Annotated in this window: 20 protein-coding genes and 1 pseudogene; 13 read left to right on the top strand and 8 right to left on the bottom strand. The window is 62.4% G+C overall.

The features are described from left to right. Nucleotides 1–64 precede the first annotated feature (64 nt). A complete protein-coding gene (locus NE852_RS17730; RefSeq protein WP_008534820.1) occupies nucleotides 65–853 on the top strand; it encodes an SDR family NAD(P)-dependent oxidoreductase in 789 nt (262 codons plus the stop codon). 120 nt (nucleotides 854–973) lie between these two features. Continuing rightward, nucleotides 974–1,438, top strand: a complete 465-nt coding sequence (locus NE852_RS17725; RefSeq protein ID WP_008534818.1) for an Rrf2 family transcriptional regulator — start codon at nucleotides 974–976, stop codon at nucleotides 1,436–1,438. Between the two features lie 24 nt (nucleotides 1,439–1,462). Here NE852_RS17725 and NE852_RS17720 read toward each other — a convergent pair whose 3' ends face one another. Beyond that, on the bottom strand, nucleotides 1,463–2,587 hold the full coding sequence (locus NE852_RS17720; protein ID WP_008534815.1) for an acyl-CoA dehydrogenase family protein: 1,125 nt from the start codon (nucleotides 2,585–2,587) through the stop codon (nucleotides 1,463–1,465). Nucleotides 2,588–2,751: 164 nt separating this feature from the next. Between NE852_RS17720 and NE852_RS17715 the strand changes: the two genes are divergently transcribed. Then, nucleotides 2,752–3,528 carry a metallophosphoesterase family protein gene (locus tag NE852_RS17715; protein ID WP_205621994.1) on the top strand — a complete coding sequence of 259 codons (777 nt, stop codon included), beginning with the start codon at nucleotides 2,752–2,754 and terminating at the stop codon, nucleotides 3,526–3,528. 11 nt (nucleotides 3,529–3,539) lie between these two features. On the opposite strand, the gene NE852_RS17710 is transcribed toward NE852_RS17715, so the two are convergent. From NE852_RS17710 to NE852_RS17700, 3 genes and pseudogenes are all read right to left on the bottom strand, one after another. Further along, entirely contained in the window at nucleotides 3,540–6,725 is a 3,186-nt protein-coding gene (locus NE852_RS17710; protein ID WP_258155887.1) for an efflux RND transporter permease subunit, read from the bottom strand. Next, complete coding sequence (locus tag NE852_RS17705; protein WP_008534795.1) at nucleotides 6,722–7,900, bottom strand: efflux RND transporter periplasmic adaptor subunit; 1,179 nt, start codon at nucleotides 7,898–7,900, stop codon at nucleotides 6,722–6,724. Before NE852_RS17705 ends, NE852_RS17710 begins: the two co-directional genes overlap by 4 nt. A gap of 261 nt (nucleotides 7,901–8,161) precedes the next feature. After that, nucleotides 8,162–8,357 (bottom strand): annotated as a pseudogene (locus tag NE852_RS17700) (sodium:proton antiporter); the annotation flags it as partial. A 233-nt stretch (nucleotides 8,358–8,590) separates the two neighbouring features. Between NE852_RS17700 and NE852_RS17695 the strand changes: the two are divergent. The 3 genes from NE852_RS17695 to NE852_RS17685 are packed head-to-tail and all read left to right on the top strand — an operon-like array spanning nucleotide 8,591 to nucleotide 11,805. After that, the gene (locus NE852_RS17695; RefSeq protein WP_008534791.1) at nucleotides 8,591–9,055 is read left to right on the top strand and encodes a MarR family winged helix-turn-helix transcriptional regulator; all 465 of its coding nucleotides are present in this window, start codon (nucleotides 8,591–8,593) and stop codon (nucleotides 9,053–9,055) included. Next, the gene (locus NE852_RS17690; RefSeq protein WP_008534789.1) at nucleotides 9,048–10,271 is read left to right on the top strand and encodes an HlyD family secretion protein; all 1,224 of its coding nucleotides are present in this window, start codon (nucleotides 9,048–9,050) and stop codon (nucleotides 10,269–10,271) included. Before NE852_RS17695 ends, NE852_RS17690 begins: the two co-directional genes overlap by 8 nt. Next, nucleotides 10,264–11,805 (top strand): DHA2 family efflux MFS transporter permease subunit, encoded by a 1,542-nt coding sequence (locus NE852_RS17685; RefSeq protein ID WP_008534787.1) that lies wholly within the window; start codon nucleotides 10,264–10,266, stop codon nucleotides 11,803–11,805. The genes NE852_RS17690 and NE852_RS17685 overlap by 8 nt, the downstream gene beginning before the upstream one ends. Nucleotides 11,806–11,886: 81 nt before the next feature. Here the strand turns inward: NE852_RS17685 and NE852_RS17680 are convergent, their stop codons facing one another. Genes NE852_RS17680 through NE852_RS17670 form a run of 3 tightly spaced genes read right to left on the bottom strand, consistent with a single transcriptional unit; the run spans nucleotide 11,887 to nucleotide 13,794 of the window. Continuing rightward, nucleotides 11,887–12,504, bottom strand: a complete 618-nt coding sequence (locus NE852_RS17680) for a DNA-3-methyladenine glycosylase (RefSeq protein WP_008534785.1) — start codon at nucleotides 12,502–12,504, stop codon at nucleotides 11,887–11,889. A 42-nt stretch (nucleotides 12,505–12,546) separates the two neighbouring features. After that, nucleotides 12,547–12,861, bottom strand: coding sequence for a hypothetical protein (locus NE852_RS17675; RefSeq protein WP_008534783.1), 315 nt, complete (start codon nucleotides 12,859–12,861; stop codon nucleotides 12,547–12,549). 24 nt (nucleotides 12,862–12,885) lie between these two features. After that, the gene (locus NE852_RS17670) at nucleotides 12,886–13,794 is read right to left on the bottom strand and encodes a LysR family transcriptional regulator (RefSeq protein WP_008534781.1); all 909 of its coding nucleotides are present in this window, start codon (nucleotides 13,792–13,794) and stop codon (nucleotides 12,886–12,888) included. 120 nt (nucleotides 13,795–13,914) lie between these two features. Here NE852_RS17670 and NE852_RS17665 point away from each other — a divergent pair, with 120 nt between their 5' ends. Beyond that, nucleotides 13,915–14,658 (top strand): SDR family oxidoreductase, encoded by a 744-nt coding sequence (locus tag NE852_RS17665; RefSeq protein ID WP_258155886.1) that lies wholly within the window; start codon nucleotides 13,915–13,917, stop codon nucleotides 14,656–14,658. Between the two features lie 279 nt (nucleotides 14,659–14,937). On the opposite strand, the gene NE852_RS17660 is transcribed toward NE852_RS17665, so the two are convergent. Then, complete coding sequence (locus NE852_RS17660; RefSeq protein ID WP_008534776.1) at nucleotides 14,938–15,849, bottom strand: LysR family transcriptional regulator; 912 nt, start codon at nucleotides 15,847–15,849, stop codon at nucleotides 14,938–14,940. A gap of 167 nt (nucleotides 15,850–16,016) precedes the next feature. Here NE852_RS17660 and NE852_RS17655 point away from each other — a divergent pair, with 167 nt between their 5' ends. The 6 genes from NE852_RS17655 to NE852_RS17630 all read left to right on the top strand — a co-directional run bounded on the left by NE852_RS17655 (nucleotide 16,017) and on the right by NE852_RS17630 (nucleotide 26,185). Continuing rightward, a complete protein-coding gene (locus tag NE852_RS17655; protein WP_008534774.1) occupies nucleotides 16,017–16,832 on the top strand; it encodes an alpha/beta hydrolase fold domain-containing protein in 816 nt (271 codons plus the stop codon). 46 nt (nucleotides 16,833–16,878) lie between these two features. Continuing rightward, nucleotides 16,879–18,069 carry an efflux RND transporter periplasmic adaptor subunit gene (locus NE852_RS17650; RefSeq protein WP_008534772.1) on the top strand — a complete coding sequence of 397 codons (1,191 nt, stop codon included), beginning with the start codon at nucleotides 16,879–16,881 and terminating at the stop codon, nucleotides 18,067–18,069. 117 nt (nucleotides 18,070–18,186) lie between these two features. After that, complete coding sequence (locus tag NE852_RS17645; protein ID WP_008534770.1) at nucleotides 18,187–21,387, top strand: efflux RND transporter permease subunit; 3,201 nt, start codon at nucleotides 18,187–18,189, stop codon at nucleotides 21,385–21,387. Nucleotides 21,388–21,545: 158 nt separating this feature from the next. Next, nucleotides 21,546–22,457 carry an NAD(P)-dependent oxidoreductase gene (locus NE852_RS17640; protein ID WP_008534768.1) on the top strand — a complete coding sequence of 304 codons (912 nt, stop codon included), beginning with the start codon at nucleotides 21,546–21,548 and terminating at the stop codon, nucleotides 22,455–22,457. A 14-nt stretch (nucleotides 22,458–22,471) separates the two neighbouring features. Continuing rightward, nucleotides 22,472–24,238, top strand: coding sequence for an IlvD/Edd family dehydratase (locus NE852_RS17635; protein ID WP_258156712.1), 1,767 nt, complete (start codon nucleotides 22,472–22,474; stop codon nucleotides 24,236–24,238). Nucleotides 24,239–24,367: 129 nt separating this feature from the next. Continuing rightward, the gene (locus NE852_RS17630; protein WP_258155885.1) at nucleotides 24,368–26,185 is read left to right on the top strand and encodes a bifunctional diguanylate cyclase/phosphodiesterase; all 1,818 of its coding nucleotides are present in this window, start codon (nucleotides 24,368–24,370) and stop codon (nucleotides 26,183–26,185) included. The last annotated feature ends 262 nt before the right edge of the window (nucleotides 26,186–26,447 follow it).

Here is a 26,447-nt window from a genome sequence, read left to right as displayed (position 1 = left end):
CCCGGATTCATTGGCGGAACACTCGCCATATCGCCGGGGTCGCCGGCTGCTTCGGGAGGAAGATATGGATCTGGGATTGAAGGGAAAGATCGCCGTCATAACGGGCGCGTCGGTCGGCATCGGGCTGGCGATCGCCGAAGGGCTGGCGGCCGAGGGCGTCGACCTGGTGCTGGCGGCGCGCGGCGGCGAACGGCTGGAGGCGGAAGCCGCCCGCATTGCCGAGAAATATGGCGTCAGCGCCACCGCCGTCGTCGCCGACGTTGCGACGGTTGAGGGAACGGAGGCGATCATTGCGGCGGCGGCCGAAAAGGGCGGCGCCGATATACTCATCAACAATGCCGGCACCGGATCGAACGAGACCGTCATGGAGGCGCCAGACGAGAAGTGGCAGGCTTACTGGGACCTGCATGTGATGGCCGCTGTGCGGCTTGCGCGGGGCATCGCGCCGCAGATGAAGAAACGCGGCGGCGGTGTGATCCTGCACAATGCCTCGATCTGCGCCGTCCAGCCGCTCTGGTACGAGCCGATCTACAACGTCAGCAAGTCGGCGCTGATGATGTTTTCGAAGACACTTTCGACCGAGCTCATCCAGGACAATATCCGCGTCAACTGCGTCAATGCCGGCCTGATCCTGACGCCCGACTGGATCAAGACCGCCAAGCAGCTGACGGCCGAGACCGGCGGGAACTGGGAAGGCTATCTGCAGGCCGTCGCCAACGAACACGCCGCCTCCAAACGCTTCGGCACGCCTGAGGAATTGGCGAATGTATTCGTTTTCCTAAGCTCGGAGCGGGCAAGTTATTGCATCGGCTCGACCTATTTCGTCGATGGCGGCATGCTGAAAACGATCTGATTTCGGCTGGTTACCAATATAAGCTATAAATAATAGCTATTTTGTTGTATGTTCACGCTTTTGGCGCTATTTGCCTGCTATTGGGCGGGATGAATACTGCGATTCCACAAGGCGACGACGATGCTGACGAAAAAGGGAAAATACGGGCTGAAGGCACTGGTCGATCTGGCGCGGCTCGCGCCCGGTGAAACCGCCTTCATCAATGACGTCGCAGCCCGCAACAATATCCCGAAGAAGTTTCTCGACACGATCCTGCTCGAGCTGCGCAATGTCGGCATCCTGCGCTCGAAAAAGGGGCCGGGCGGCGGATATTCCCTGTCGCGGCCGGCCTCCGAGATCCGCATCGGCCATGTCATCCGCACGCTGGACGGCCCCCTGGCGCCGATCCGCTGCGCCAGCCGCACGGCATACGAGGCCTGCGACGACTGCGCCGATCCGGAAACCTGTCAGGTGCGGCGCTCGATGACCGATGTTCGCGATGCGATCGCCGCCATTCTCGACAATATGACCCTGGAGCAGTTCGTTGCCGATAACGGCCGCATCGAGGGCGAGAATGAAGAATTCCCGATCTCCGCCGCCAGCTGAGCTTCCACCCTCTACTGGCGTGCCTCAGGCTGCGCCGGGCGCAGACATATATCTGCCGGCGGCACGCATCAGTTGATCCCGCGGCAGCGACAGCGCGTGGATGCGGGCATTGCGCCAATGGCGATCGAGATTGAGCCCGATGCCGGCGGATCGTTCCCCTGCAAGTTCGAACAGCGCATTTGCGGTGCCGAGCGCCGTTTCCCCGGCGAGGATCGCGGCCGCCGAAGCGGAGAAATGCGCGTCCGCCATTGCAGCCTCCACGGGATTGACCTGAGCGATGTCGAGCTTGCGGCCAGCCCGCTCCAAGGCTGCCGCCGCCGTTTCGATGCGGATCGCCTGCTCGCCGAGCTTGGCAAGGACGGTGGTGCGATCGCCGATCACCGTCATCAGGTCGGTCCATGCGGCCCTGGCAATGCCGAGGCTGACGCCGGCCTTGAGCAGCAGACCGAGCGAAATGCCGGTCGGATATGCGGAGGAGGGGGAAGGCGCAATCGCATCGGCATCGACATGAAGCTTGCCGACGATGCCCGTCGCCGATCCGTTCGTACGCTGGCCGAAACCGTCCCAATCATCGATCGCCTGCACGCTGTCATCGCCGCTTGCAAGGTAGAGCGTCACGGAATGGTTCGGCGGAGCGGTGGCGGTAGCCGCGATCCAGTCGGCGAAGAGAATGCCGGGCGCCTGCCGTGTGCGCCCGCTCAGGCGATAGCCCGGGCCTTCCGCCGTCAATTCAGTTCCCTCGGTAAAGACGGTGGCAGCGAAACGATCGCCAAGCAGTACGCGGGCAAACAGCGACGCCTTCAGAGCCTCGGGGGCCTGTGCGCGAAGCGTCTCAAGCACGCTGAAATGGTTTTCCAATACCTCGCCGATCGAGGCATCGCCCTCGGCGACGATCGCAACGATTTCGGCGAGCAGGGTATTCGACACATCGAGTCCCTGGTACTCGGGCGGAGTCGTGATTGCCGTCAGCCCCGACACCGACAGCGCGTCGAGTTCCGTATGGGGCAAGATGCGGTTGATATCGCGTTCGCTCGCCTGCCGCCGGAACGCGGCTGCGAGGTCGCGGGCCGTCGATATCGCCTCCTCTTCGCTTTCGATACGGTGAGCGGGAGGCCTCAGGCTGTCATGAAACTGCGATACCGTTCCCATCGGTCACTCTTTCCTCGACCATTACAGGAGTGGGGGATTGGCGCTCAGATGGTAAGGCCGGTTTTTCTACAAACCTCGTGTCCTTTGAATTTTCCTACCAGCTTGATTGCCTGGTCCCCCACTCTACTTAAGGTCAATTAGGGTCAATCCAATCGAGAAACATGATGAGCGACTCTCTCGCCCGCAACAGCGAGGTCTGGAAAATGGGGCGCCAGCCGAGACCGCGTCTGACGCTTGATATTGCCGAGATCCCGACCTATGCGATCGGCGATATTCACGGCCGGTACGACCTGCTTTTGAAAGCCGAGGAGGCGATCCTGCGCGACGGCGCGCGGCTGCCGGGGCGCAAGCTGATCGTGACGCTCGGCGACTATATCGATCGCGGCCCGGAATCGGCGCAGGTCATTTCCCACCTCATGGAGCCGCCGCCCGAGGGCTTCGATCGCATCTGCCTTGCCGGCAATCATGAAAACACCATGCTCGACTATATCGACGGCTGGGTCTCCTATGACGACTGGATGGGCATGGGATCGGCCGAGCTGCTCAAATCCTATGGCCTCGATCCGGAGCATCTGCCGCTGGTCTTCCCCTCCGGCGCGAAGCTCGACGCCTTCATCCGCCAGTCGCTGCCGCACACGCATATCGATTTCATGCGGGCGATGCCGATCATGCTGGACACGCCGAATGTGGTGTTCGTGCATGCCGGCATAGATCCGACGCTACCGCTTGCCGCGCAGAGGGACGACGATCTGGTCTTCATCCGCAACCGTTTTCTCGAAAGCAAGGTGCCTTTGCCGAAACTCGTCGTTCACGGCCACACGCCGAACGACGAGCCCGACATACGCTCGCGGCGGCTCAATCTCGATACGCGCGCCTATCGCAGCGGCAAGCTCACCGCTGCCCGTTTCTGGCAGGGCCAGGTGCATCTGTTTTCCACCTGACCTTGGCGGTTTCAAACCGTTTCTCTTTCGGCGGGGACGGCTTCCGCCGGTTTTTCGGCCGGCTTGCTGCGGCGCCAGCCGCGCAGAACGACATAGAAGACCGGCGTCAGGAATAGGCCGAAGAGGGTCACGCCGAGCATGCCCGAAAAGACGGCGGTGCCGAGCGACTGGCGCATCTCCGCGCCGGGGCCGGTGGCGATGGCAAGCGGCAGGACGCCGAAGATGAAGGCGAATGCCGTCATCAGGATCGGGCGGAGGCGAAGATGGCTCGCCTCGATCGCCGCCTCCACCGGCGACTTGCCTTCCTCTTCCGCCTGTCTTGCGAATTCGACGATCAGAATGGCGTTCTTGGCGGCAAGGCCGATCAGGACGATGAGGCCGATCTGCGTCAGGACATTGTTGTCCATTCCTCTCAGCGAGACCCCGATCAATGCTGCAAGCACCGCAAGCGGCACGATGAGAATGATCGCCAGCGGCAGAACCCAGCTTTCATATTGAGCAGCCAGCGCCAGGAAGACGAAAATGACAGACAGGGCGAAGATATAGATCGCCGTATTGCCGGTGTGGGTCTCCTGGTAGGCGAGTTCCGTCCATTCGAAGGTCGTTCCCGGCGGCAGGATCTTCGCCGCCAGCGCTTCCATCTTCTTGATGGCGTCGCCCGTTGATGTGCCTGGGGTCGGATTGCCCTGAAGCGGCACCGAGACATACATGTTGTAACGCTGGACGAGTGCCGGGCCGCTGGAATCCTGGATGTCCATCAGGGTTCCTAAGGGCACCAGCGCGCCGGTCGCCGAGCGGACCTTCAGGGCAAGAATGTCTTCCCTGTCCATGCGGTATTGCCGGTCGGCCTGGGCGCGGACCTGGTAGACGCGGCCGAACGCATTGAAATCGTTGACATAGGCGACGCCGAGATTGATCGAAAGCGCGTTGAAGATGTTGGGGATCGGCACATTCAGGAAGCGCGCCTTGTCGCGGTCGATCGACAGGAAATATTGCGGGCTGGCGTCCGAGAAGGTCGTGAAGACCCCGGTCAGCCCTTCGGTCGTGGCCGCAGCCCCCATCATCTGGCGGGCGAGGCCGAGCACTCGCGTCATATCGGCGTTTTCAAGGTCGGAAATCTGCATCTTGAAGCCGCCGGAATTGCCGACGCCGCGCACGGATGGCGGCGGGATGGCGATGATGAAGGCCTCTTGGATACTCTGCAGCTTGCCGAAGAGCTCGCCAATGATCTTGTTTGCGCTGTCTCCGCCTTCCTCGCGTTCGGCGAAGGATTTGAAGGGCACGAAGACGACGCCTGCATTCGAGGCATTGGTGAACGTCGCCCCGCTGAAGCCGGCAAACTGCACGGCGTTGCCGACGCCGGGCACGGTCCGGGCTATGTCGCCCACCTGCTTGACGACGGCGTCGGTACGGGCAAGCGAGGCACCGTCGGGAAGCTGCACGACGACGATCGCGTAACCCTGGTCCATGGTCGGGATGAAGCCCGAGGGAACCCGGTTGCCCATGTACCAGGTGGCGCCGAGCAGGCAGGCGAAGGCGAGCATTGAGCAGGTCAATCCGATCCAGCTGCTGACCAGATGCCGGACGATCCACGAATAGCCGACACTCATCCGGTCGAAGCCGCGGTTGAAGCCGTTCGCAAGACCTGTTCCCAGGCGTGACGCGATGCTCCTGCGCTTCGTTTCATGATCATGGGCTCTCAGCAATATGCCGGCGAGCGCTGGCGACAGCGTCAGCGAGTTCAAGGCCGATATCGCTGTTGTGACCGAGATCGTGACCGCGAACTGCCTATAGAACTGGCCTGTGATGCCAGGGATGAAGGCCGTCGGCACGAACACCGCAATCAGCACCAGGGAGATCGCCACGACCGCGGTTCCGACCTCGTCCATGGTGACGTGCGACGCCTGCTTCGGCGTCATGCCGCGCGCCAGATTGCGCTCGACGTTTTCCACCACCACGATTGCGTCGTCGACGACGATGCCGATCGCCAGCACGAGGCCGAAAAGCGTCAGCATGTTGAGCGAAAAGCCGAAGGCGAGCAGGATGGCGAAAGTACCGATCAGCGACACGGGAATGGCGACGATCGGTATGATCGCGGTGCGCCAGGATTGCAGGAAGACCAGCACGACGATCGCCACCAGGATCGCCGCTTCGGCGATGGTCCGATAGACCTCGTTGATCGAATCCGAGATGAATTCGGTCGTGTCGTAGACGATGCGATATTCCAGGCCCTCCGGAAAATTCTGTGAAACCTCCTTCATGAGGGTCTGGACCTGGTGCGCGGTATCCAGCGCATTGGTTCCCGGCCTGGCGAAAATGCCGAGCGCGACGGCGGGGTCATTGTTGAGGTAGCTGTTGGTGACGTAATCCTGCGCGCCGAGTTCGATGCGGGCGACGTCCTGCAGTTGCACCAGCCGGCCCGCTCCCGTCGATTTGACGATGACATATCGGAACTCGCGCACGTCGGAGAAGCGCCCGTCCGTTCGCACTGTATATTCGAAGGCGTTCTTGCCGGTTACCGGCGGCGCGCCAATCTTGCCGCCCGATACCTGGACGTTCTGGTCCCTCAAGGCGGAGACGACATCGTCTGAAGTCATGCCGTAGGCGGAGAGCTTTTCCGGATCCAGCCAGATGCGCATGGAATACTGGCGTTCGCCGAAGATCTGCACGTCGCCGACGCCGTCGAGGCGCACGAGCACGTCGCGGATGCGGTTGCGGGCGTAGTTGGAGACGTAAAGCTGGTCATAGCGATGCGACGGCGACAGGAGGTGCACCACCATCATCAGGTCGGGCGAACTCTTGTCGGTGGTCACGCCGAGCCGCTGAACCTCTTCGGGGAGACGGGGAAGGGCGATGGAAACGCGGTTCTGGACAAGCACCTGCACCTTGTCGAGATCGGTACCGAGCTTGAAGGTGATGGTCAGCGACATGGCGCCGTCGGCGCTGGAATAGGAAGACATATAGAGCATGTCTTCGACGCCGTTGATCTGCTGTTCGAGCGGGGTCGAAACGGTGTCGGCGATGGTCTGCGGGTCGGCGCCCGGATAGGAGGTGCGCACGACGATGGTCGGCGGCGCGATCTCCGGATATTGGGAAACCGGCAATTGCGTATAGGCAATGCCGCCGACGACGAGAAAGAGGATCGAGATGACGGCCGCAAAGATCGGCCGATCCACGAAGAAATGTGCAAATCTCATTGTCCGGTCTCCGCGTTTGCGGCTTCCGGCGCAGTGTCCTGCCGCTCCTGCGGCAGTTCGGTCATCTGAGGCGTGATCTTCGAACCCGGCCGGGCGCGCATCAGGCCGTTGACGATGATCGTCTCGGTGCCGTCGAGGCCCTCCCGGATCACGCGATAGCCGTAGAGCCGCGGTCCGGGCCGCACGGACTTTGTCGAAACCTTGCCATCGTCAGCGACGACATAGACGACGCGCTCATTCTGGTCCGAACCGATCGCTTCGTCGGGGACGAGAATGGCCTTGTAGGTGTTGGAGGCTGCGACCTGAACACGGCCGAAGAGGCCCGGCTGCAGGACGAGATCGGGATTTGCAAGGCGGGCACGGATGCGAATGGTGCCGCTCTCATTATCGACCCGGTTCTCGGCGAAATCGAGTTTTCCCTTGAAGGGTTTGGCGTTGGGATCGGAGATCGTGACGGAGACGTCCACGCCGCCGCCGCCCAGCTGGAGGTCCGTGCCCATCTTGCGGGCGGTGTCGGCGAAATTCAGCAGGCGGCGCTCGTCGACGTCGAAATAGAAATCGATCGGATCGAGGGAAACGATGGTGGTGAGTACCGTCTGGTCGGCCTGCACGAGGTTGCCGGTCGAGATCAGGTGGCGGTCGATACGGCCGCTGAGCGGCGCTTTGATCTCGGTATATTCCATGTCGAGCGCTGCGCGGTCGGCCGCGGCCTGGGCGCCGCGGACATTGGCCTGGGCGGAATCAAATTCGCGGCGGCGATCGTCGAGCGTCTGTGCGGACTGGCTGCCGCTCGATGCGAGCGACTGGGCGCGCTTGTACTGAGCATCGGCGAAGACAAGGGTAGACTGCGAAGCCTCGAGCGCGGCCTTTGCCTGGTTGAGCGCGGTTATGAACGGCCGCTGGTCGATGACGAAGAGCAGGTCGCCCTTCTTGACCAGCGCGCCATCCTCGAAATGGACTTCCTGCAGATAGCCGCCGACGCGTGAACGTACGGAGACTTCGTCGACCGGCTGGAAGCGGCCGATGAATTCGTCATTGTCGATGACATCGCGCACCACCGGCTTTGCGACTGTGACAGGGGGAGGGGCGGACGGTGCGCCCTGCGCCATCGCGACCAGGGGCATGAACGTGGCGATGCAGCCGAGCATCAATATCCGTCGAAGCGCGAAAGTCATATCGGTCCCTCCAATCGCGGCGGCCGAGCGACTGCCACCGAACTTAAGATGAAGTGATGCTAGTCATGTCTTGCTGCTTTGAACGAAAGCCTTGGGCTTCCGCGATTTCCCCGGCGTCCAATCCTTGGAAGAGAGAGCCGGCATGCGATGCACAATGGAAAAATCGTAACGCTATGGAACGGGATATAAACGGCAGCGGCGAAAAATAGCAAATGCCAATTATTTGCTTTTCTCGAATCCATGAAACTTCTTTGAGCGGCATCAGCTTTCGACGATCTCGTCTCGGCCGGGCGGCAGAACGGCGAGCTCGGCCCAGTCAAGCTCCTGTTCCAGCATGTGAAAAGACGTCGTCGTCGATCTCGTCGGCGCGGCGCATCGCGGCGAGTTTGCGGCGTTTCGCACCGATGACGTTGCGGCGCTGCTTGTCGAGCCTGCTGACCTCGCGTGGGTGTTTGCCTGCGCCTCCGGCGGAGGTGATTTCCGACTGGAAACTAGGGCAAAGGGGCGTCGCGGTTACTCTTTGGCGTCGGACTGATCCACGGATGGGAAGGCTGCAAGGCGGCCCCGAGCGCCGCTGCGGCATTTTCACCGCGGCTGCTGATTTTTCCGCTCACGCTCTTGTGCGCCGCGCATGCTCAATATATCTACCGATATCATAAGTATGCTTATAAATAGCTGGCACAGGTTTCCATGAACGCTACACCCACCCTCGGTTTTCTTCTCCACGACGTCGCACGGCTGCTGCGCAAGCGGTTCGAGCAGCGGGCGAAGTGCCTTGGGCTAACGCGGTCGCAATGGCAGACGCTCGCCTATCTCTCGAACAACGAGGGCATCCATCAGAGCGGTCTTGCGGAAATTCTCGAAGTCGAGCCGATCACGTTGGTGCGCATCCTCGACAAGCTTGCCGAGCGCGGGCTGATAGAACGCCGCCAGCACCCTACCGACCGGCGCATCTGGCTGCTCTATATGCGCGAGGAGGCGCATCCGCTGCTCGCCGAGATGCGCGAACTCGGGGATGTCACCCGCGGGGAGGCGCTGGATGGCGTCTCCGTCGAGCAGCGCGAACAGCTTTACCAAATCCTCTCCGTAATGAAGACGAACCTGGTGCAGGCTTGCCGAACACCGGTCGAAGAGAATGAGATGAACGATGGCTGATCAACCCTCTCTCCGCGTCGTTGCCGACGCCAATGCCAAGACATCTGTCGAAGAAAACCAAGTCAAACAGCAGGAAACGGTAGCCGAAGCGCCTTCATCCAATTCAGTGCCGGCTGCCGCCGTGGCTGCGCCCGGCGGCAACAAGGTCCGCCGCCGGCGCAGTCTCACGCGGCCGATCCTTTTCGCCCTGTTGCCGGTGGCTCTCGCCGTCGGCGGTTACTATTACGTCAATGGCGGCCAGGTGATGTCGACCGACAACGCCTATATCCAGGCCGATATGGTCGGAGTCACCACCGATGTCTCAGGCATCGTCGAGCGGATCGACGTGCATGAGAATGAGGCTGTGAAGGCCGGGCAGGTGCTCTTCAGCTTGAGAGCCGATTCCTTCAAGATCGCGCTCGATGGCGCCAAGGCGCAGCTCGGCGCGCAGCGCAACCAGATCATGAATCTCAAGGCGAGCTATCAGCAATCACTCGCCGAGATCACGCAGGCTGAAGCCGATCTGCCCTATTACCAGGATCAGTTCGATCGGCAGCAGAACCTCGTCAACAACGGCAGCGCGACGCAGTCGGCTTATGACGAGGCCAAGCACAATCTCGAGGCCGCCCAGCAGAAGGTCGCCGTCGCCAAGGCGGAAGCGGCAACGACGCTCGCCCAGCTCGGCGGCAGCGCCGATCAGCCGGTCGAGGAAAATCCGCTCTACCTGCAGGCCAAGTCGCAGGTCGACAACGCCCAGCGCGAGTTCGACCACAGCGTCGTTAAGGCGCCCTTCGACGGCATCGTCACCAATGTCAACTCATTGCAGGTCGGCTCCTACCTGCAGGCTTCGCAGCAGGCTTTCTCGCTTGTCGCCACCGACCATCTGTGGATCGCCGCCAGCCCGAAGGAAACCGAGCTGACCTATGTCAAGCCAGGGCAGACGGCCGAGATCTATGTCGACACCTATCCCGGCGTGACCTGGAAGGGCAAGGTCGAGAGCATCAGCCCGGCGTCCGGTTCCAGCTTCTCGCTGCTGCCGGCGCAGAACACGACCGGCAACTGGGTGAAGGTCGTCCAGCGCATTCCGATGCGCGTCAGCATCGAAGATGCCGAAGGCAAGCCGCCGCTTCGCGTCGGCATGAGCACGGTGGTCGACGTCGATACCGGCCATGCCCGCGGACTGCCTGACTTCGTCAACAAGCTTCTGGGCCAGGCTCAGGGCAAGGACCATGAGTAACGCTCCCGCATCTTCGGCGAGCCACGTCGCCAATCGCGGCGCGATCACGGCCTGCGTCATCCTCGCCGTCATCATGCAGGCGCTTGACACGACGATCGCCAACGTGGCGCTGCCCTATATTCAGGGCAGTGTCTCGGCGAGTGCCGATCAGATCAACTGGGTGCTCACCTCCTATATCGTCGCGGCGGCGATCATGACGCCGCCCTCCGGTTTCCTTGCCGCCAAGTTCGGCCGCAAGCGGGTGCTGCTCGTCGCCATCGCCGGCTTCGTCGCCGCCTCGGTGCTTTGCGGCCTTGCGCAGTCGCTCAATCAGATCGTCGCCTTCCGCCTGCTGCAGGGTCTGTTCGGCGCGTCGCTCGTGCCGCTTTCCCAGGGCATCCTCCTCGACATCTATACAATCGAGGAGCGCGGTTCGGCCATGGCGCTTTTCGGCGTCTCGGTCATGGTCGGGCCGGTCCTCGGCCCCGTCATCGGCGGCTGGCTGACCGACAATATCAGCTGGCGCTGGGTGTTCTACATCAACGTGCCGATCGGCGCGCTCGCCTTCATGGGCATCGTCGTCTTCGTCACCGAGACCAAGAGGGATCTGCTCGCCAAACTGGACTGGTTCGGCTTCGGGATGATGAGCCTCGGCATCGGCGCGCTGCAGCTTTTTCTCGACCGCGGCGAACAGCTCGACTGGTTTTCCTCAGGCGAGATCGTCATCGAGGCGCTGATCTGCGCTGCCGCGTTCTACCTGCTAATCGTGCATACGCTGACAGCGGAGAAATCCTTCGTCAATCCAAAGCTGTTTCTCGACCAGAACTTCACGGTCAGCATGATCTTCATCTTCGTCGTTGGCGTCACCTATCTCGCCTCGCTGGCGCTGATGACGCCCTATCTGCAGACGCTGATGGGCTATCCCGTCATCACCGCCGGCATCGTCATGGGGCCGCGCGGTCTCGGCACCATGCTCTGCATGTTCATCGTCGGCCGGCTGATCGGCAAGGTCGATACGCGCCTGCTGCTGGTGCTCGGCCTCGGCCTGACTGCCTGGGCGATGTACGACATGACGGGCTGGACGCCCGACGTCTCGCAATGGACGATCGTCTCGGTCGGCTTCATCCAGGGCGCCGGGCTCGGCTTCCTCTTCGTGCCGTTGACGACGATCGCTTTCGCGACGCTCCCCGCCCATATGCGCGGCGACGGCACGGGCCTCTACAACCTGTCGCGAAACATCGGCTCGGCGGTCGGCATCTCCATCGTTTCTGCGCTGATCGTCGAGAATACGCAGAGCAATCATGAATCGATCGCGGCCTATGTGACGCCATTCAACCACGCCTTCGATGCCGTGGCGGCGCAGGGGCTCAGTCCCTTAACAGCCGCTGGCCGCGCCTCGCTCAACGAGATCATCACGCTGCAATCGACGATCATCGCCTATATGGACGATTTCAAGCTCTTGATGCTGATGTCGCTTGCGGTCATCCCGCTGGTGCTGCTGCTACGCAAGCCGAAGGCGGCACCCGCCGTCGATCACAGCGCGGTCATGGAATAGGCTTCAAGCGTTTGCGCAATTCCTGGGGAAAGCGGTTTCCGGTTTCCCGGCAAAACCGCTTCGCGCTTTTGCTGGAATTGCTTAGCGGAACGGCTTGCTGAGATATCGCGATCCCTGAATGCCGAAGCGCCAAGGTGCTTCGGCATTTCTAGTGATGCCGATGCGTTTTCCCGAGACAACAGGCACCGGTGCGGAGGGCGTGAGCGCGTAAGGCGCGCGGTCGAGCAGCCTGTCGTTGATTTCGATATCGATGCCGAGCGCCTGGCAGAGCTTGCCGGGGCCGCTGCAGAGCGCCGTCAGCATCTCGGTGCCGCGCCGCTCCATCATGGCGGGGATTCCGGTTTCAGGTTCGAGCGCGCGGATCAGCACGGCCGAGCCCGGATGGCAGACGAAGTTCAGGCACCAGTACATGCCGTAGATGCGGTAGATGTAGACATTGCCTGGCCGGCCGTACATGGCGCCGTTGCGCTTCGTAGGTCCGCGAAAACTGTGCGAGGCCTCGTCATCGGGGAAATAGGCTTCCGTCTCGGTGATGCGGCCGCCGAGGCCATCGACGGCCAGGTGACAGCCGAGGAGGTCGCGGGCAACGGCGATCGCGTCGCGCTCGAAAAACGCCCTGAGGCCCTCGCCGGCAAGCGCGCCGGCGCCGATCGCGCCTGATATCGTTCCACCATCGGTCATGGCCAAGGCTGATAACATTCAGTCGGCGCGCCGTCATCCCAAAACGGTTTCACGCGGGCATTAGCGGCCGGCATTCGGATCGCGCATGGGGATCGAGGTTGATGTGACCGAAACCGGGTCGCTCGCCGGGAAGGAATCTTCCAGACCTTCCTCCAGTTCCTCTTCGAGAAGAGCGGGGTCCTTGGTGCGCGCGCTGTCGCCATGGACCGGTTCGATTGCCGCCGCAAGCAGGGTCTTGGCGCGCGCGACGGCGTTTTCCGAGGTCAGTTCGGGCGTGCTGCGCAGCGTCACGGCAATGCTGTCTTCGCCTTCGCCGCCGAATTCGACGACGAAGCCGTCTTCCGTCTGGTAGACGGTGATATCGTTGAGTGCCATGGCGGTTCCCCTCGGGTGCTTATATTAGGAAAGCGTGTTTTCGGAATTTTGTCGAGCGAAGACCTTCACCAGCCAGTCGATGAAGACGCGCACACGCGGCGAAAGCTGGCGGTTGCGGGGATAGAGCAGCGAGACCGGGGTCGGGGTCGGCGGGAAATCCTTAAGCACCTGGATCAGCGTTCCCGCGGCCAGATCGCTTTCTGCGTGATAGCGCGGGATCTGGATCAGGCCGAGGCCGAGCCTTGCCGCTGAGGTATAGCTTTCGCCGCCGTTGACGGAAACGGTGGTGGGAATGACGATGTTGCGCACAACGCCATCAACGATGAATTCGAGCGGCAGCACGCCGCCGGTGGCGCTGGAGTGAAACCCGACCATGCGGTGGCCGGCAAGCCGGTCCGGATGCTGCGGCAGGCCATGGGCGGCGATGTAGGCAGGGGAGGCGAGGGTGATCTCTTCGAGCAGGGCCACGCGCCGGGCAACCATGTCGCTATCCCCCAGGGTGCTGGCGCGCAATACGCAATCGATGCCTTCGCGCACGAGATCGACCAGCCGATCGCCCTCGCTCATGTAGAATTCGATCTCGGGATAAGTCTCGAGGAAGGAGGGCAGGCTCGGCAGCACGAAATGGCGCGCGAGTGTGCCGTGCACGTCGACGCGCAGAAGGCCTTTCGGTTTGGCGCCGGCAAAGGCGCCTTCTGCATCCTCGATGTCGGCGAGGATCGACAGGCAGCGTTGATAGTAGGCCTCCCCGTCGAGCGTCGGGCTGACATGGCGTGTCGTGCGCTGGAGCAGGCGCACACCGAGGCGGGCTTCGAGCTGCTTGATCGCGTCGGTGACAGTCGAGCGCGGCAGGCCGGTGTCTTCGGCGGCAAGCGTGAAACTGCGGCGTTCCGCGACACGGCAAAACACCCGCATGGCATCCACTCTGTCCATTTCTTTTGTTCGCCTTTTCCGGATAGTGATGCCGAAATATGCAAGATTATCCGCCGATGGAAAAGTCGCATCTTCTCTTCACCGAAAACGCGCTGCCGCGCAGGGTGAAGGAGAAGAACGATGGCTTCCAACGAAAACGGCAAGGTCGCACTGGTAACCGGCGCTTCCCGAGGCATCGGCGCTGAAATCGCCCGACGCCTCGCCAAGGACGGATTTACCGTCGTCGTCAATTATTCCGGCAGTGCGGCCCAGGCCGAGGAACTGGCGCGCGAGATCGAGCAGGCCGGCGGCAAAGCGCTGACGGCCAAGGCCGATGTCAGTGACGCCGAAGCCGTCCGCCATATGTTCGATGCGGCGGAAACCGCTTTCGGCGGCATCGACGTGCTCGTCAACAATGCCGGCATCATGATGCTTTCGACGCTGGCCGAGACTGACGACGCCAATTTCGACCGCCAGGTCGCCGTCAATCTCAAGGGCACCTTCAATACGCTCAGGGAAGCGGCCAAGCGCCTGCGCGATGGCGGCCGGGTCGTCAATTTCTCCACCTCGGTCGTGGGGCTGAAGCTCGAAACCTATGGCGTCTACGCCGCCACCAAGGCAGCTGTGGAAACGCTGACGGCGATCATGGCCAAGGAGATGCGCGGCCGGGGCATCACCGTCAACGCCGTGGCGCCCGGCCCTGTCGCCACAGATCTATTCCTCAACGGCAAGTCGGATGAACTCGTCGCCCGCATGGCGAAGATGAACCCGATGGAACGCTTGGGCACGCCTGATGATATCGCATCCGTGGTTGCCTTCCTCGCCGGTCCGGAGGGCGGCTGGATCAACGGCCAGGCGCTGCGCGCCAATGGTGGCATGATCTGACGAAGCTTTGCGGCTTCAGGGCTGCCGCCGCACGCGGGAAGACGAGGTGCCAAGCCGCCATCGCAATTATGTGAACGATACTTGCAGCGTTTCCCTCTTACAATTTTGTGGAGAGTAGATATAACAGGTTTATCGCGAGAGAGTGGAATCCCTGCTGCTCTCTTCCGAACCTCCAGAGCCTGCCGCGCCTTTCTGCGGGTGCGACAGGCCCGATGTTCAAAGCCATTGCGGCCCGTCGAAGGTTTCCCCTGCCTTCCGGGCCGTGTCTGTTTCTGCCGTTCAACCGTCGTTCAGTCTCGACTCGACAAGCAGCTTCACCAGCCAGTCGACGAAGACACGGACCTTGTTGCTGAGATGGCGGTTCGGCGGGTAGACCACGTAGAGCGGCACTGGATCACGCTGCCAGTCCGGCAGCACGCGGATGAGTTCGCCCCTCGCGATAGGCTCGCGCGCCATGAAGACCGGCACCTGCGCCACGCCGAGACCCGTCAGGACCGCGGTCAGATAGGTGCGGCTGTCGTTGACGGAGGCGATGCAACGCGGCGTGATATCGATGATTTCATTGTTCCGGCGGAATTCGAAGGGCATCGTCCGGTTGTTCTGGGCGCGGAAATAATTGACCGAGTAATGCGTCGTCTCCAGATCTTCCGGCCGTTCGGGCATGCCGAATTTCTGGATGTAGCTCGGCGACGCACAGGTGACCAGTTCCACTTCCGAAACGCGCCGGGCAATCAGCGACTGGTCGGTCGGCGTGCCGGCGCGCAATGCGCAGTCGACATTTTCGGCAAGGTAATCCACCGTGCGGTCGCTGACGCCGAGATCCAGGCGGATATCGGGATAGCGCTGATAGAAATCGCAAAGCGCTGGAACGATGATGGAATCGGCGAAGGCGCCGCTCATTTCGACGCGCAGCCGGCCGCTCGGAAGGCTTTGCGAATTGGAGAGGCTGCCGTCGAGTTCTTCCAGTTCCGAGATGATCTGGGCGGCGCGTTCGTAATAAAGCGCGCCGTCCGTGGTCACCATGACCCGGCGCGTGGTACGGTTCAGAAGCTTGGTGCGCAGATGCGCCTCCAGGCCCTGGATGAGATTGGTCACCGTCGCCTTGGGCATGGCGAGCATGTCGGCGGCGCGGGTGAAATTGCCCGTTTCCACCACCCGGATGAAGACGCGCATTGCCGAAAGCTGATCCATCGGTTTTCAAATCCGCAGTTTGCGTTGCACTATTATTCGAGAATTGGAACAGTGTTATCGCGATATCGCTTCTTATTCCCTGATCTGAATAACAATATCTTTTTTATACAAAATGCAAGCGTCACGCGTTGTCCGCTTATGGCTCGCGCGCAGAAGAGACCGGAACCATGACGGTGGAATGGAAAGATATGTTGCTGGACAAGGTGGCCATCGGCCCCGTCTCCGCACGTATCTACCAGGGCGCCGATTACGGCAAGGGTCCGCCGATCGTGCTTTACCTTCACGGCGGCGCCTTTCTCGACAGCGAGAAGAATGTCGATCGGCCGGTGGCGATGAGTCTCGCCAAATCGGGCGCTATTGTCGCCGCCATTGACTACAGCAGCCTGTCCGGCAATCTGTTTCCGAAGGCGCTGGAAGTCTCCTTCTCCGTTTTTACTTATCTCGCCAACAAGCGCGCCGCCGGTCTCGGTGACCGCAAGTCGCTGCTTTTTGTCGCCGGCGAAGAGGCGGGCGGCAATGTCGCAGCTGGCGTGGCGCTGAAGGCGCGCGACCAGATGCCGGATGCGCTCGACGGCCAGGTTCTGATTTCGCCGCTGCTCGATCCGTTCATGGGAACGTCCTCGATCCGCAAGGCGGATGCCATTGGCATGCGCCAGCGCTGGACGGAGGGCTGGAGCCATTATTTGAGCGGTGGCGGCTGCCATCCTTATGCGGCGCCCTGCCTCTGTTCGCGTCTTTCGGGCGTTGCGCCGGCGCTGATATTCACCGCCGAGGACGATCCTCTGCATGACGAGACACTTGGTTACGGTGCCCGCCTGAAAAAGGCCGGCGTCGGCGTGCGCCAGCATGTCCTCCCCGCCGGGACGGGCTGGCCCTCGATTTATGGTGGGAAATCCGGGGAAGCGCCCGACTGGCAGGAACACGTCAGCCGTCATTTCGGAAGCTTCCTTCAGGACGTATGCGTCCAACCGCAATTGCATTGAAGAAGAGCTGATATTTCAGCGGCCTGGAGCCGCAAGGAGAGTACTGATGACGTCCAGAAGCAAGCGCTGGGCCCTGGTGGGCGCCGGCATAGGTCTCATTGCGTCCGTTTCAGGCGCTGCATTGTTTTTCGAACTGCCGATGAGCACGACCGCTACGGCAGCTTCCGCCCCCGCGCAGGCTCCCGCTGTGCCGGTGACGGTTGCCGTCGTCGCGGCGCGCGACGTGACGGCCTGGGAAAGCTTCTCCGGCCGTCTCGAAGCGGTCGATCGCGTCCAGGTTCGGCCCCGCGTCGAGGGCGCCATCCTTTCGGTGGCTTTCCGTGAGGGTGCGCTGGTGAAGCAGGGCGACCTGCTCTTCACCATCGATCCGGCTCCTTACCAGGCGAGCGTGGCGCAGGCGCAAGGCCAGGTCGCTTCGGCCGAAGCCAAGGTCAGCCTGGCGCAGACCGAACTCGAACGTGGCCGCAGGCTTTCCGACAACCGCACCATCTCCCAGAGCGATCTCGATCAGCGCCAGAGCGCGCTGGCCGAGGCGCAGGCGGGGTTGCGCTCGGCGCAGGCAGCATTGCAGTCGGCCCAGCTCAATCTCGATTATACCCAGGTGCGGGCGCCGGTTTCCGGCCGCATCGGCAAGATCGAGGTGACAACAGGTAATCTGGTTGCGGCCGGATCGGCCTCGCCTGAACTGACGACGCTCGTTTCGGTCGATCCGATCTATGCGAGCTTCAATGCCAGCGAAGAAATGGTGACGCGCGCTCTTGCCCAGCTGCCGCAGACGGACAGTGCCTTGCCTGCGGTCGAGCAGATTCCGGTCGAGGTCGGCACCCTGGCCGATAGCGGCACGCCCATCAAGGGCAAGCTGCAACTGATCGACAACGAGGTCGATGCCTCAAGCGGCACGATCGGCGTGCGCGCCGTCTTCGACAATCCGGGCGGTCGTCTCATCCCCGGCCAGTTCGTGCGTGTGCGCATGGGCCAGCCGAAGGCCGAGAACAAGATCGTCATCAGCGACCGCGCCGTCGGCACCGACCAGGACAAAAAGTTCGTCTTCGTCGTAGACGCAGAGAACAAGGTAGCCTACCGCCAGGTCCAGCTCGGCACGCTGTCTGATGGTCAGCGGGTGGTCGAAAGCGGCCTCACCGCCGGCGAAAAGATCGTTGTCAACGGCCTGCAGCGCATCCGTCCCGGCGCCGTCGTCGTGCCTCAGATGGAAGAAAAAGTCGCGACCGCGCAGTAAAAGACTTCGCCTTCCCCGCTCGGGGAGGGCCGATATCCGAAATGACATGACCCGCCGGCGGCTCCCATCCGCCGAAAGGGACGTTGCATCCATGTTCACCCCGGAGAGGGCTTTGATATGAACATCTCCAGATTCTTTGTGGACCGCCCGGTCTTTGCCGGCGTTCTTTCGGTCCTCATCGTGGTCGCCGGCCTGATCGGCCTGCGCGCGCTGCCGATTTCCGAATATCCGGAAGTCGTGCCGCCATCGATCGTCGTGCGCGCCACCTATCCCGGTGCGAACCCGACCGTCATCGCCGAAACGGTGGCGACGCCGCTCGAAGAGCAGATCAACGGCGTCGAGGGCATGCTCTACATGTCCAGCCAGGCGACCTCGGACGGCGTGCTCAACGTGACCGTCACCTTCAAGCTCGGCACCGACCCCGACAAGGCGCAGCAGCTCGTGCAGAACCGCGTCAGCCAGGCCGAACCGCGCCTGCCGGCGGAAGTCCGCTCGCTCGGCATTACGACGGTCAAGAGTTCGCCGAACTTCATCATGGTCGTCAACCTCGTCTCTGACGGGGACAGTCACGACATTACCTATCTCCGCAACTATGCGACCTTGAACATCAAGGATCGGCTCGCCCGTATTGCGGGCGTCGGCCAGGTGCAGGTCTTCGGCGCCGGTGACTATTCGATGCGCGTCTGGATCGATCCGCAGAAGGCCGCCGAGCATGATCTCGCCGCTAGCGACATCAGCAACGCGATCAGCTCGCAGAACGTCCAGGCGGCCGCCGGCATCATCGGCGCTTCGCCGAGCCAGCCGGGAGTCGATCTGCAGCTCAACGTGAACGCCCAGGGCCGCCTGCGCACGCCCGAGGAATTCGGCAACATCATCGTCAAGACGGGCGCCAGCGGCGAGATCACCCGCCTTCGCGACGTCGCCCGCATCGAGCTCGGGGCCGCGGACTATACGCTGCGTTCGCTGCTCGACGGCAAGCCGGCCGTCGCCGTGGCGGTGCTTCAGGCGCCCGGCTCGAACGCCATCGAGATCGCCGACAATGTGCGCTCGACCATGGATCAGCTGCAGCTCGCCATGCCGCAGGGGGTCAAATACGAGATCGTCTACGATACGACGAAGTTCGTGCGCGCCTCGATCGAGAAGGTCATCGACACGCTGCTCGAAGCCATCGCGCTCGTCGTTCTCGTCGTCATCCTCTTCCTGCAGACATGGCGCGCTTCGATCATTCCGCTGATCGCGGTTCCGGTCTCGATCATCGGCACATTCGCGGTCATGTATGTCTTCGGCTTCTCGATCAATGCGCTCAGCCTGTTCGGGCTGGTGCTTGCGATCGGTATCGTCGTCGACGACGCGATCGTGGTGGTCGAAAACGTCGAGCGCAATATCGAGCATGGTCTTTCGCCGCGAGCTGCCACCTACAAGGCTATGAAGGAAGTGTCCGGCCCGATCGTCGCGATCGCGCTGGTGCTCGTCGCGGTCTTTGTGCCGCTCGCCTTCATCTCCGGCCTGTCGGGTCAGTTCTACCGTCAGTTCGCGCTGACGATCGCAATCTCGACCGTCATCTCGGCCTTCAATTCGCTGACGCTGTCTCCGGCGCTCGCAGCTCTTCTGCTGAAGGGCCACCATGCACCGAAGGATTGGCTCACGCGCTTCATGGACGCGATCTTCGGCTGGTTCTTCCGCGGCTTCAACCGCGTCTTCGGCGCCGGCTCGAATGCCTATGGCAAGGGTGTCGGCGGACTGGTGTCGCGCAAGAGCATCGTCATGATCGTCTATCTGGCGCTGGTCGGCGCGACCTACAGCCTGTTCAGCTCCGTTCCCGGCGGCTTCGTGCCTTCCCAGGACAAGCAGTATCTGATCGGCTTCGCCCAACTACCCGATGCCGCAAGCCTCGACCGCACGGAAGACGTTATCAAGCGCATGACCGACATCGCGCTCGCCGAGCCCGGCGTCGCCAATGCGATCGCCTTCCCGGGCCTGTCGATCAACGGCTTCACCAACTCGTCGAATGCCGGCATCGTCTTCGTGACGCTGAAGGACTTCGAGGAACGCAAGACGCCTCAACTCTCGGGCGGCGCCATCGCCATGGCGCTGAACCAGAAATTCGGCGCCATCCAAGATGCTTTTATCGCCATGTTCCCGCCGCCGCCGGTCAACGGCCTCGGCACGACGGGCGGCTTCAAGCTGCAGATCGAAGATCGCGCCGGCTTGGGCAACCAGGCGCTCGACGAGGCGACAAAGGCCGTTCTCGGCAAGGCCTACCAGACGCCTGAGCTTGCCGGGCTGTTCTCCAGCTTCCAGATCAACGTGCCGCAGCTCTATGCCGATCTCGACCGCGCCAAGGCCGAGCAGCTCGGGGTTTCGGTCACGGACGTCTTCCAGACGCTGCAGATCTATCTCGGTTCGCTCTACGTCAACGACTTCAACGCCTTCGGCCGCACCTACAGCGTCCGTGTGCAGGCCGATGCGAAATTCCGCGCCCAGCCGGAAGACATCGGCCAGTTGAAGGTCCGTTCGGCGTCGGGCCAGATGATCCCGCTTTCGGCCCTGCTGAAGGTGGAGCCGAGCACGGGTCCGGAGCGCGCGAACCGCTACAACGGCTTCCTCGCCGCCGATATCAACGGCGGTCCGGCTCCGGGCTTCTCGTCCGGCCAGGCACAGGCGGCCATCGAGAAGATCCTGCATGAAACCCTTCCGGCGGGCATCGACTTCGAATGGACCGATCTGACCTATCAGCAGATCCTCGCCGGCAATTCGAGCGTCGTCGTCTTCCCCTTGGCGCTGCTGCTGGTCTTCCTGGTACTTGCCGCCCAGTATGAAAGCCTGACGCTGCCGCTTGCGATCATCATGATCGTGCCGATGGGTGTTCTGGCGGCGCTGACCGGCGTCTGGCTCACCGGTGGAGACAACAACATCTTCACCCAGATCGGCCTCGTCGTCCTTGTCGGCCTATCGGCGAAGAACGCGATCCTCATCGTGGAGTTCGCCCGCGAACTGGAGTTCGAGGGCCGGACACCGCGCGAAGCCGCGGTCGAAGCCAGCCGCCTTCGCCTTCGCCCGATCCTCATGACTTCCATGGCCTTCATCATGGGCGTCGTGCCGCTCGTCGTCTCCACAGGCGCTGGTGCGGAAATGCGCGCGGCCATGGGCGTCGCGGTCTTCTCGGGCATGATCGGCGTGACCTTCTTCGGCATCTTCATGACGCCGGTGTTCTACGTGCTGCTGCGGCGACTGACGGGCAACCGCCCGCTCGTCCAGCACAAGCCGGACGAACACAAGGAAGAGGAGGCCGAGGTCATCCGGCTCGCGGCGGAATAACGGAATTCAACCTTCCTTTGTCGAGTAAATCGGGCGGGAACTTCGGTTCTCGCCCGTATCGTTTGGGCCGGTCTATAAAAATGCGTTACGTTCATCAAAACGGTTTGCAACGGCGGAAGAGGGAACTATCAAGGACGGACAGCAGTTGGGAGGACTGAATGACAGCTTCGGGTAAAGGTCAGGGCGGGAGGCGGATCGCCTTTCTCGGCACTGGCCTGATGGGGGCGCCAATGGCTCGCCGGTTGATCGGCGCGGGTTTTACCGTCACCGTCTGGAACCGCGATCCCGGCAAGGCCGCGGCACTTGCGGCAGATGGTGCAGTCTGCGCGGAAACGCCCGCGGAGGCCGTCTCGGGCGCCGACGTCGTCATTACCATGCTGACCAATGCCGAGGCGGTGGGGGACGTTCTCTTCGACCGCAGAGCGGCCGATGCGATCGCGCCTGGCGCCGCCGTCATCGACATGAGTTCGATCGCCCCGCATTTTGCCCGCGACCATGCGCTAAGGCTCGCCGAACGCGGCATCCATCACGTCGATGCGCCGGTTTCCGGCGGCGTTGTCGGAGCGGAGGCCGGGACGCTCGCGATCATGGCGGGCGGCGACAAGGACTTGATCGATGGACTTCAAGATATTTTTGGGCCGATGGGGCGCGTGACCCGCGTCGGCCCGAGCGGGGCGGGGCAGCTCGCCAAGCTCGCCAACCAGCAGATCGTTGCCGTGACGATCGGTGCGGTCGCCGAGGCGATGGTGCTGATCGAAGCGGGCGGCGGCTCGCCGGCGGCCTTCCGGGATGCCATTCGCGGTGGTTTTGCCGAGAGCCGCATCCTCGATCTCCACGGCAAGCGCATGGTCGAGCGACAGTTTGCGCCCGGAGGCACGTCCACCAATCAGCTCAAGGATCTGAATGCCGCCATGGAGACGGCGAAGTCCCTGTCGCTGACGCTGCCATTGACGGCGGCGGTCCACGCCGAGTTCAGCGAATTCGTCGCCAACGGCAATGGCGAGAAGGATCACAGCGCGCTTCTTCTCCATCTCGAAGAGAAGAATGGGCGGCCGGGAGGAAAGCAGTGACGGACAGCCAATCGATGAAACGCCGCCTGCGTTCGCAGGACTGGTTCGACAATCCCGATCACATCGACATGGCGGCGCTCTATCTTGAGCGTTTCATGAATTACGGCATCACGCCGGAAGAGCTGCGCTCGGGCAAGCCGATCATCGGGATCGCCCAGAGCGGCAGCGACCTTACTCCCTGCAACAGGGTGCATGTCGAGCTTGCCAAGCGCGTGCGCGACGGTATTCGCGATGCGGGCGGCGTTCCGATCGAGTTTCCCACGCATCCGATCTTCGAGAACTGCAAGCGCCCGACGGCGGCCCTCGACCGCAATCTCGCCTATCTCGGCCTTGTCGAAATCCTCTACGGTTATCCGCTCGACGGCGTCGTGCTGACGACCGGCTGCGACAAGACCACGCCTTCGGCGATCATGGCGGCCTCGACGGTCGATATTCCGGCGATCGTGCTCTCCGGCGGGCCGATGCTCGACGGCTGGCATGAGGGTGAGCTAGTCGGTTCCGGCACGGTGATCTGGCGGATGCGCCGGAAATATGCCGCCGGCGAGATCGACCGGGAAGAATTCCTGCAGGCAGCGCTCGATTCCGCACCTTCGGTCGGCCACTGCAACACGATGGGCACCGCCTCGACGATGAACGCGCTCGCCGAAGCGTTGGGTCTTTCCTTGACCGGCTGCGGCGCCATTCCGGCCGCTTACCGCGAGCGCGGCCAGATGGCCTATCGCACCGGGCGGCGCGCCGTCGAGATCGTGTTCGAGGACCTGAAACCGTCGGATATCCTGACGCGGGAGGCGTTCCTCAATGCGATCCGCACCAATTCGGCGATCGGCGGCTCGACCAATGCGCAGCCGCATCTGGCTGCGATGGCCAAGCATGCCGGCGTCGAGCTCCATCCCGACGACTGGCAGGTCCACGGCTTCGATATCCCGCTGCTGGCCAATGTCCAGCCGGCCGGTGCTTATCTCGGCGAGCGCTATCATCGCGCCGGCGGCACGCCGGCGATCATGTGGGAACTGCTGCAGGCCGGAAAACTCGACGGCAGCTGTCGCACGGTGACGGGCCGGACAATGGCCGAGAACCTGGAAGGGCGCGAGGCCAGCGACCGCGAGGTCATCCGGCCGTTCGGCGAGCCACTGAAGGAGCGGGCGGGCTTTCTCGTTCTCAAGGGCAATCTCTTCGATTTCGCCATCATGAAGATGAGCGTCGTCTCGGAGGATTTCCGCCGGCGCTACCTTCAGGAGCCGGGGCGAGAGGGCGTCTTCGAGGGCAAGGCGGTGGTTTTCGACGGTTCGGAGGACTATCACAAGCGCATCAACGATCCTGCGCTCGGCATCGACGAGAACACCATCCTCGTCATCCGCGGCGCGGGGCCGATAGGCTGGCCGGGTTCGGCCGAGGTCGTCAACATGCAGCCGCCGGACCATCTTCTCCGGAAGGGCATCCTCAGCCTGCCGACGATCGGCGACGGACGCCAGTCGGGCACCGCCGACAGCCCCTCGATCCTCAACGCCTCGCCGGAAAGTGCCGCCGGCGGCGGCCTCGCATGGCTTCGCAGCGGCGACATCATCCGCATCGACTTCAATGAGGGGCGCTGCGACATGCAGGTCGACGACGCCGAGATCGAGCGGCGCAAAGGCGACGGCATTCCGCCGGTGCCGGCGGATGCGACACCCTGGCAGCGGATATACCGTCGTTCGGTCACGCAGCTCTCGGACGGCGCGGTGCTGGAAGGTGCGGCAGATTTCCGCCAGATCGCCAAAACTCCGCCGCGGCACAATCACTGATTTCAGATCCGCACAGACTGCAAGCTCCTTGATCCAAAAAGGGAAGGCGTAACGAACAGTTCACCTAGTGAGTAGTTCGCGCATTGAAACAAGGCTTCATTAATGCCGGCCTGAGACCATATTGCAATTATGCAAGTTTCCAAGGCTGAGACCGCGTTGTCAGAAAACAAAGCCACACGATCCGAACAAGAGTTTCAGGATCTTCTGCGCCGGCTCGAACTCGCCCTTGATGCATCCCGGATCGGCGTCTGGGAACACAGCATCGCCAAGGACGGGGTCTTGTGGGATGGGCAGATGCATCGGCTTTACGAGACCGGCGAGACATGCCGGAATGTGCCGTCCTGGTTCTGGTCGAATGCGATCCATCCTGAAGATCGCGAGCGGGCCGAGCGCGATTTCGACCAGGCGATCGCGGCGCGCGGCGCTTATGATTCGCAGTTCCGGATCGTGCTGCCGAGCGGCGAAATCCGTCATCTGCGCTCACGTGCGCATTTCTACGTTGATGCGGAAGGGGTGCCCTCCTTCATCGGAGCCGAATGGGACGTCACTGCCGACGTGCAGCTCAATGCGGAACTCGAGCGGCAGAAGATGGTGGCGGAGGCAAGGGCGCTGGCGCTCGAGGAGAGCAATGCGCGCATCGAGCATGTCGCCGATCACGATTACCTCACCGGCATGCCGAACCGGCGTCTTCTCGACAAACGGCTCGCCGAATTGCCGGTCGACAAGAGCATCACGACGCTTGCCGTCCTGCATCTCGATCTCGATCAGTTCAAGCAGATCAACGACAGCCACGGCCATGCGGCGGGTGACGCGGTGCTGAGGGCGGCCGCCCTTCGTATCACCGCCGCCATTCCCGCGAATGGCATGGTCGCCCGCGTCGGCGGCGACGAATTCGTCATCGTGCTCGTCAATTTCACCGATCTGGCCGAATTGAAGCTGATCACGGAAGACCTCCAGCGCCGGCTAAGGAAGAAGATCCGCTTCGGCGACGAGATGCTGCAATCCGGCGCTTCGATCGGCGTTTCCTGGAGCGGCGATCGGCGGGCGCGCAACCTGCTTGCCGAATCCGATCTTGCCCTTTACCAGGCCAAGAAGCTCGGACGAAACCGCGTCGAATTCTTCACCCGGCAATTGCAGGAGGACCTGCGCGCCGAGCGCCGCCTCGCCGAGGAGCTGAAGCGCGGGCTGGAGCGCGGCGAGATCGTTCCCTATTATCAGGTGCAGCTCGACGCCCGCACACGGGAGATCATCGGCTTCGAAGCGCTGGCGCGCTGGAAACATCCCGAGAAGGGCGTGCTCGCCCCCGGCATATTCCTGAAGATCGCCGATGAGCACGGGCTCTCGGCTGAAATCGACGCGGCGATCCTGAAAAAGGTTCTCGAAGATCGGCTGGTTTGGCTGTTGCGCGGCTATACGGTTCCTCGCGTCGCCGTCAATATTTCTGCGTCGCGTCTTGCCGACCCGGCACTGCTCGGCAAACTCAGGAAACTCGACATTCCGCCCGGCGTGATCGCTTTCGAGCTGATCGAGACGATTTTCCTCGACGACAGCGACGAGAAGCTGCTCGACCATATAGGCGATATCAAACAGATGGGCATCGACATCGAGATCGACGATTTCGGATCGGGCCACGCGTCGCTCATCGGCCTCGTCAAGCTCAGGCCGAAGCGGCTGAAGATCGATCGCCAGCTCGTCACCGAGGTCGTCAGCTCGGCCGAGCAACGGCGCGTGGTGGGATCGATCGTGGAAATCGCCAAGGCGCTTGATGTCGAGGTGATCGCCGAGGGTATCGAGACGGAGGCGCATGCGGTCGTGCTGGCGCAGCTCGGCTGTGACGGCCTGCAGGGTTATGCGTTCGGTTATCCCGCACCGGCCGCCGAGATAGACCGGCTCTTTTCATCGATGACGAGCCGGATCGAAAAGCAGAAGGCCGCGATGGGCGGCTGAAATGCTTTAAACCGCAGAGGCGGCATCTTTCGCTGCGACGTTTTGCTCGCACCTGCAGGAAGATAATTGGCGCGCAAGTAATTTTCTTGAGCTTGCAACGGCATTGTTTCATGGTAATGCGGAACCAAAGCTTTCTGCATTGCACCGAAAAATGATTATACGCGACGTGAAGACCATGAGCGCGGGTTTCTCCATCATTTGCAGGCGCGATCGGGGAGCGGGGGCCTGACAACTGCTTTGCTGTTGTCGGGGTGGACTTGCG

The organism is Rhizobium sp. Pop5, from assembly GCF_024721175.1.
Lineage (GTDB): Bacteria > Pseudomonadota > Alphaproteobacteria > Rhizobiales > Rhizobiaceae > Rhizobium.
Note: the sequence above shows the minus strand (reverse complement) of the source record. Positions and strands in the feature narration are given on the sequence as shown.

Excerpts from the sequence above, each read along its gene's own strand:
- NE852_RS17690 (WP_008534789.1), top strand. The coding sequence starts at position 9,048 with ATGGCTGATCAACCCTCTCTCCGCGTCGTTGCCGACGCCAATGCCAAG.
- NE852_RS17730 (WP_008534820.1), top strand. The coding sequence starts at position 65 with ATGGATCTGGGATTGAAGGGAAAGATCGCCGTCATAACGGGCGCGTCG.
- NE852_RS17630 (WP_258155885.1), top strand. The coding sequence starts at position 24,368 with ATGCAAGTTTCCAAGGCTGAGACCGCGTTGTCAGAAAACAAAGCCACA.
- NE852_RS17670 (WP_008534781.1), bottom strand. The coding sequence starts at position 13,794 with ATGGACAGAGTGGATGCCATGCGGGTGTTTTGCCGTGTCGCGGAACGC.
- NE852_RS17705 (WP_008534795.1), bottom strand. The coding sequence starts at position 7,900 with ATGACTTTCGCGCTTCGACGGATATTGATGCTCGGCTGCATCGCCACG.
- NE852_RS17650 (WP_008534772.1), top strand. The coding sequence starts at position 16,879 with ATGACGTCCAGAAGCAAGCGCTGGGCCCTGGTGGGCGCCGGCATAGGT.
- NE852_RS17665 (WP_258155886.1), top strand. The coding sequence starts at position 13,915 with ATGGCTTCCAACGAAAACGGCAAGGTCGCACTGGTAACCGGCGCTTCC.
- NE852_RS17645 (WP_008534770.1), top strand. The coding sequence starts at position 18,187 with ATGAACATCTCCAGATTCTTTGTGGACCGCCCGGTCTTTGCCGGCGTT.
- NE852_RS17675 (WP_008534783.1), bottom strand. The coding sequence starts at position 12,861 with ATGGCACTCAACGATATCACCGTCTACCAGACGGAAGACGGCTTCGTC.
- NE852_RS17680 (WP_008534785.1), bottom strand. The coding sequence starts at position 12,504 with ATGTTATCAGCCTTGGCCATGACCGATGGTGGAACGATATCAGGCGCG.
- NE852_RS17720 (WP_008534815.1), bottom strand. The coding sequence starts at position 2,587 with ATGGGAACGGTATCGCAGTTTCATGACAGCCTGAGGCCTCCCGCTCAC.
- NE852_RS17695 (WP_008534791.1), top strand. The coding sequence starts at position 8,591 with ATGAACGCTACACCCACCCTCGGTTTTCTTCTCCACGACGTCGCACGG.
- NE852_RS17710 (WP_258155887.1), bottom strand. The coding sequence starts at position 6,725 with ATGAGATTTGCACATTTCTTCGTGGATCGGCCGATCTTTGCGGCCGTC.
- NE852_RS17660 (WP_008534776.1), bottom strand. The coding sequence starts at position 15,849 with ATGGATCAGCTTTCGGCAATGCGCGTCTTCATCCGGGTGGTGGAAACG.
- NE852_RS17685 (WP_008534787.1), top strand. The coding sequence starts at position 10,264 with ATGAGTAACGCTCCCGCATCTTCGGCGAGCCACGTCGCCAATCGCGGC.
- NE852_RS17725 (WP_008534818.1), top strand. The coding sequence starts at position 974 with ATGCTGACGAAAAAGGGAAAATACGGGCTGAAGGCACTGGTCGATCTG.
- NE852_RS17715 (WP_205621994.1), top strand. The coding sequence starts at position 2,752 with ATGAGCGACTCTCTCGCCCGCAACAGCGAGGTCTGGAAAATGGGGCGC.
- NE852_RS17635 (WP_258156712.1), top strand. The coding sequence starts at position 22,472 with ATGAAACGCCGCCTGCGTTCGCAGGACTGGTTCGACAATCCCGATCAC.
- NE852_RS17655 (WP_008534774.1), top strand. The coding sequence starts at position 16,017 with ATGACGGTGGAATGGAAAGATATGTTGCTGGACAAGGTGGCCATCGGC.
- NE852_RS17640 (WP_008534768.1), top strand. The coding sequence starts at position 21,546 with ATGACAGCTTCGGGTAAAGGTCAGGGCGGGAGGCGGATCGCCTTTCTC.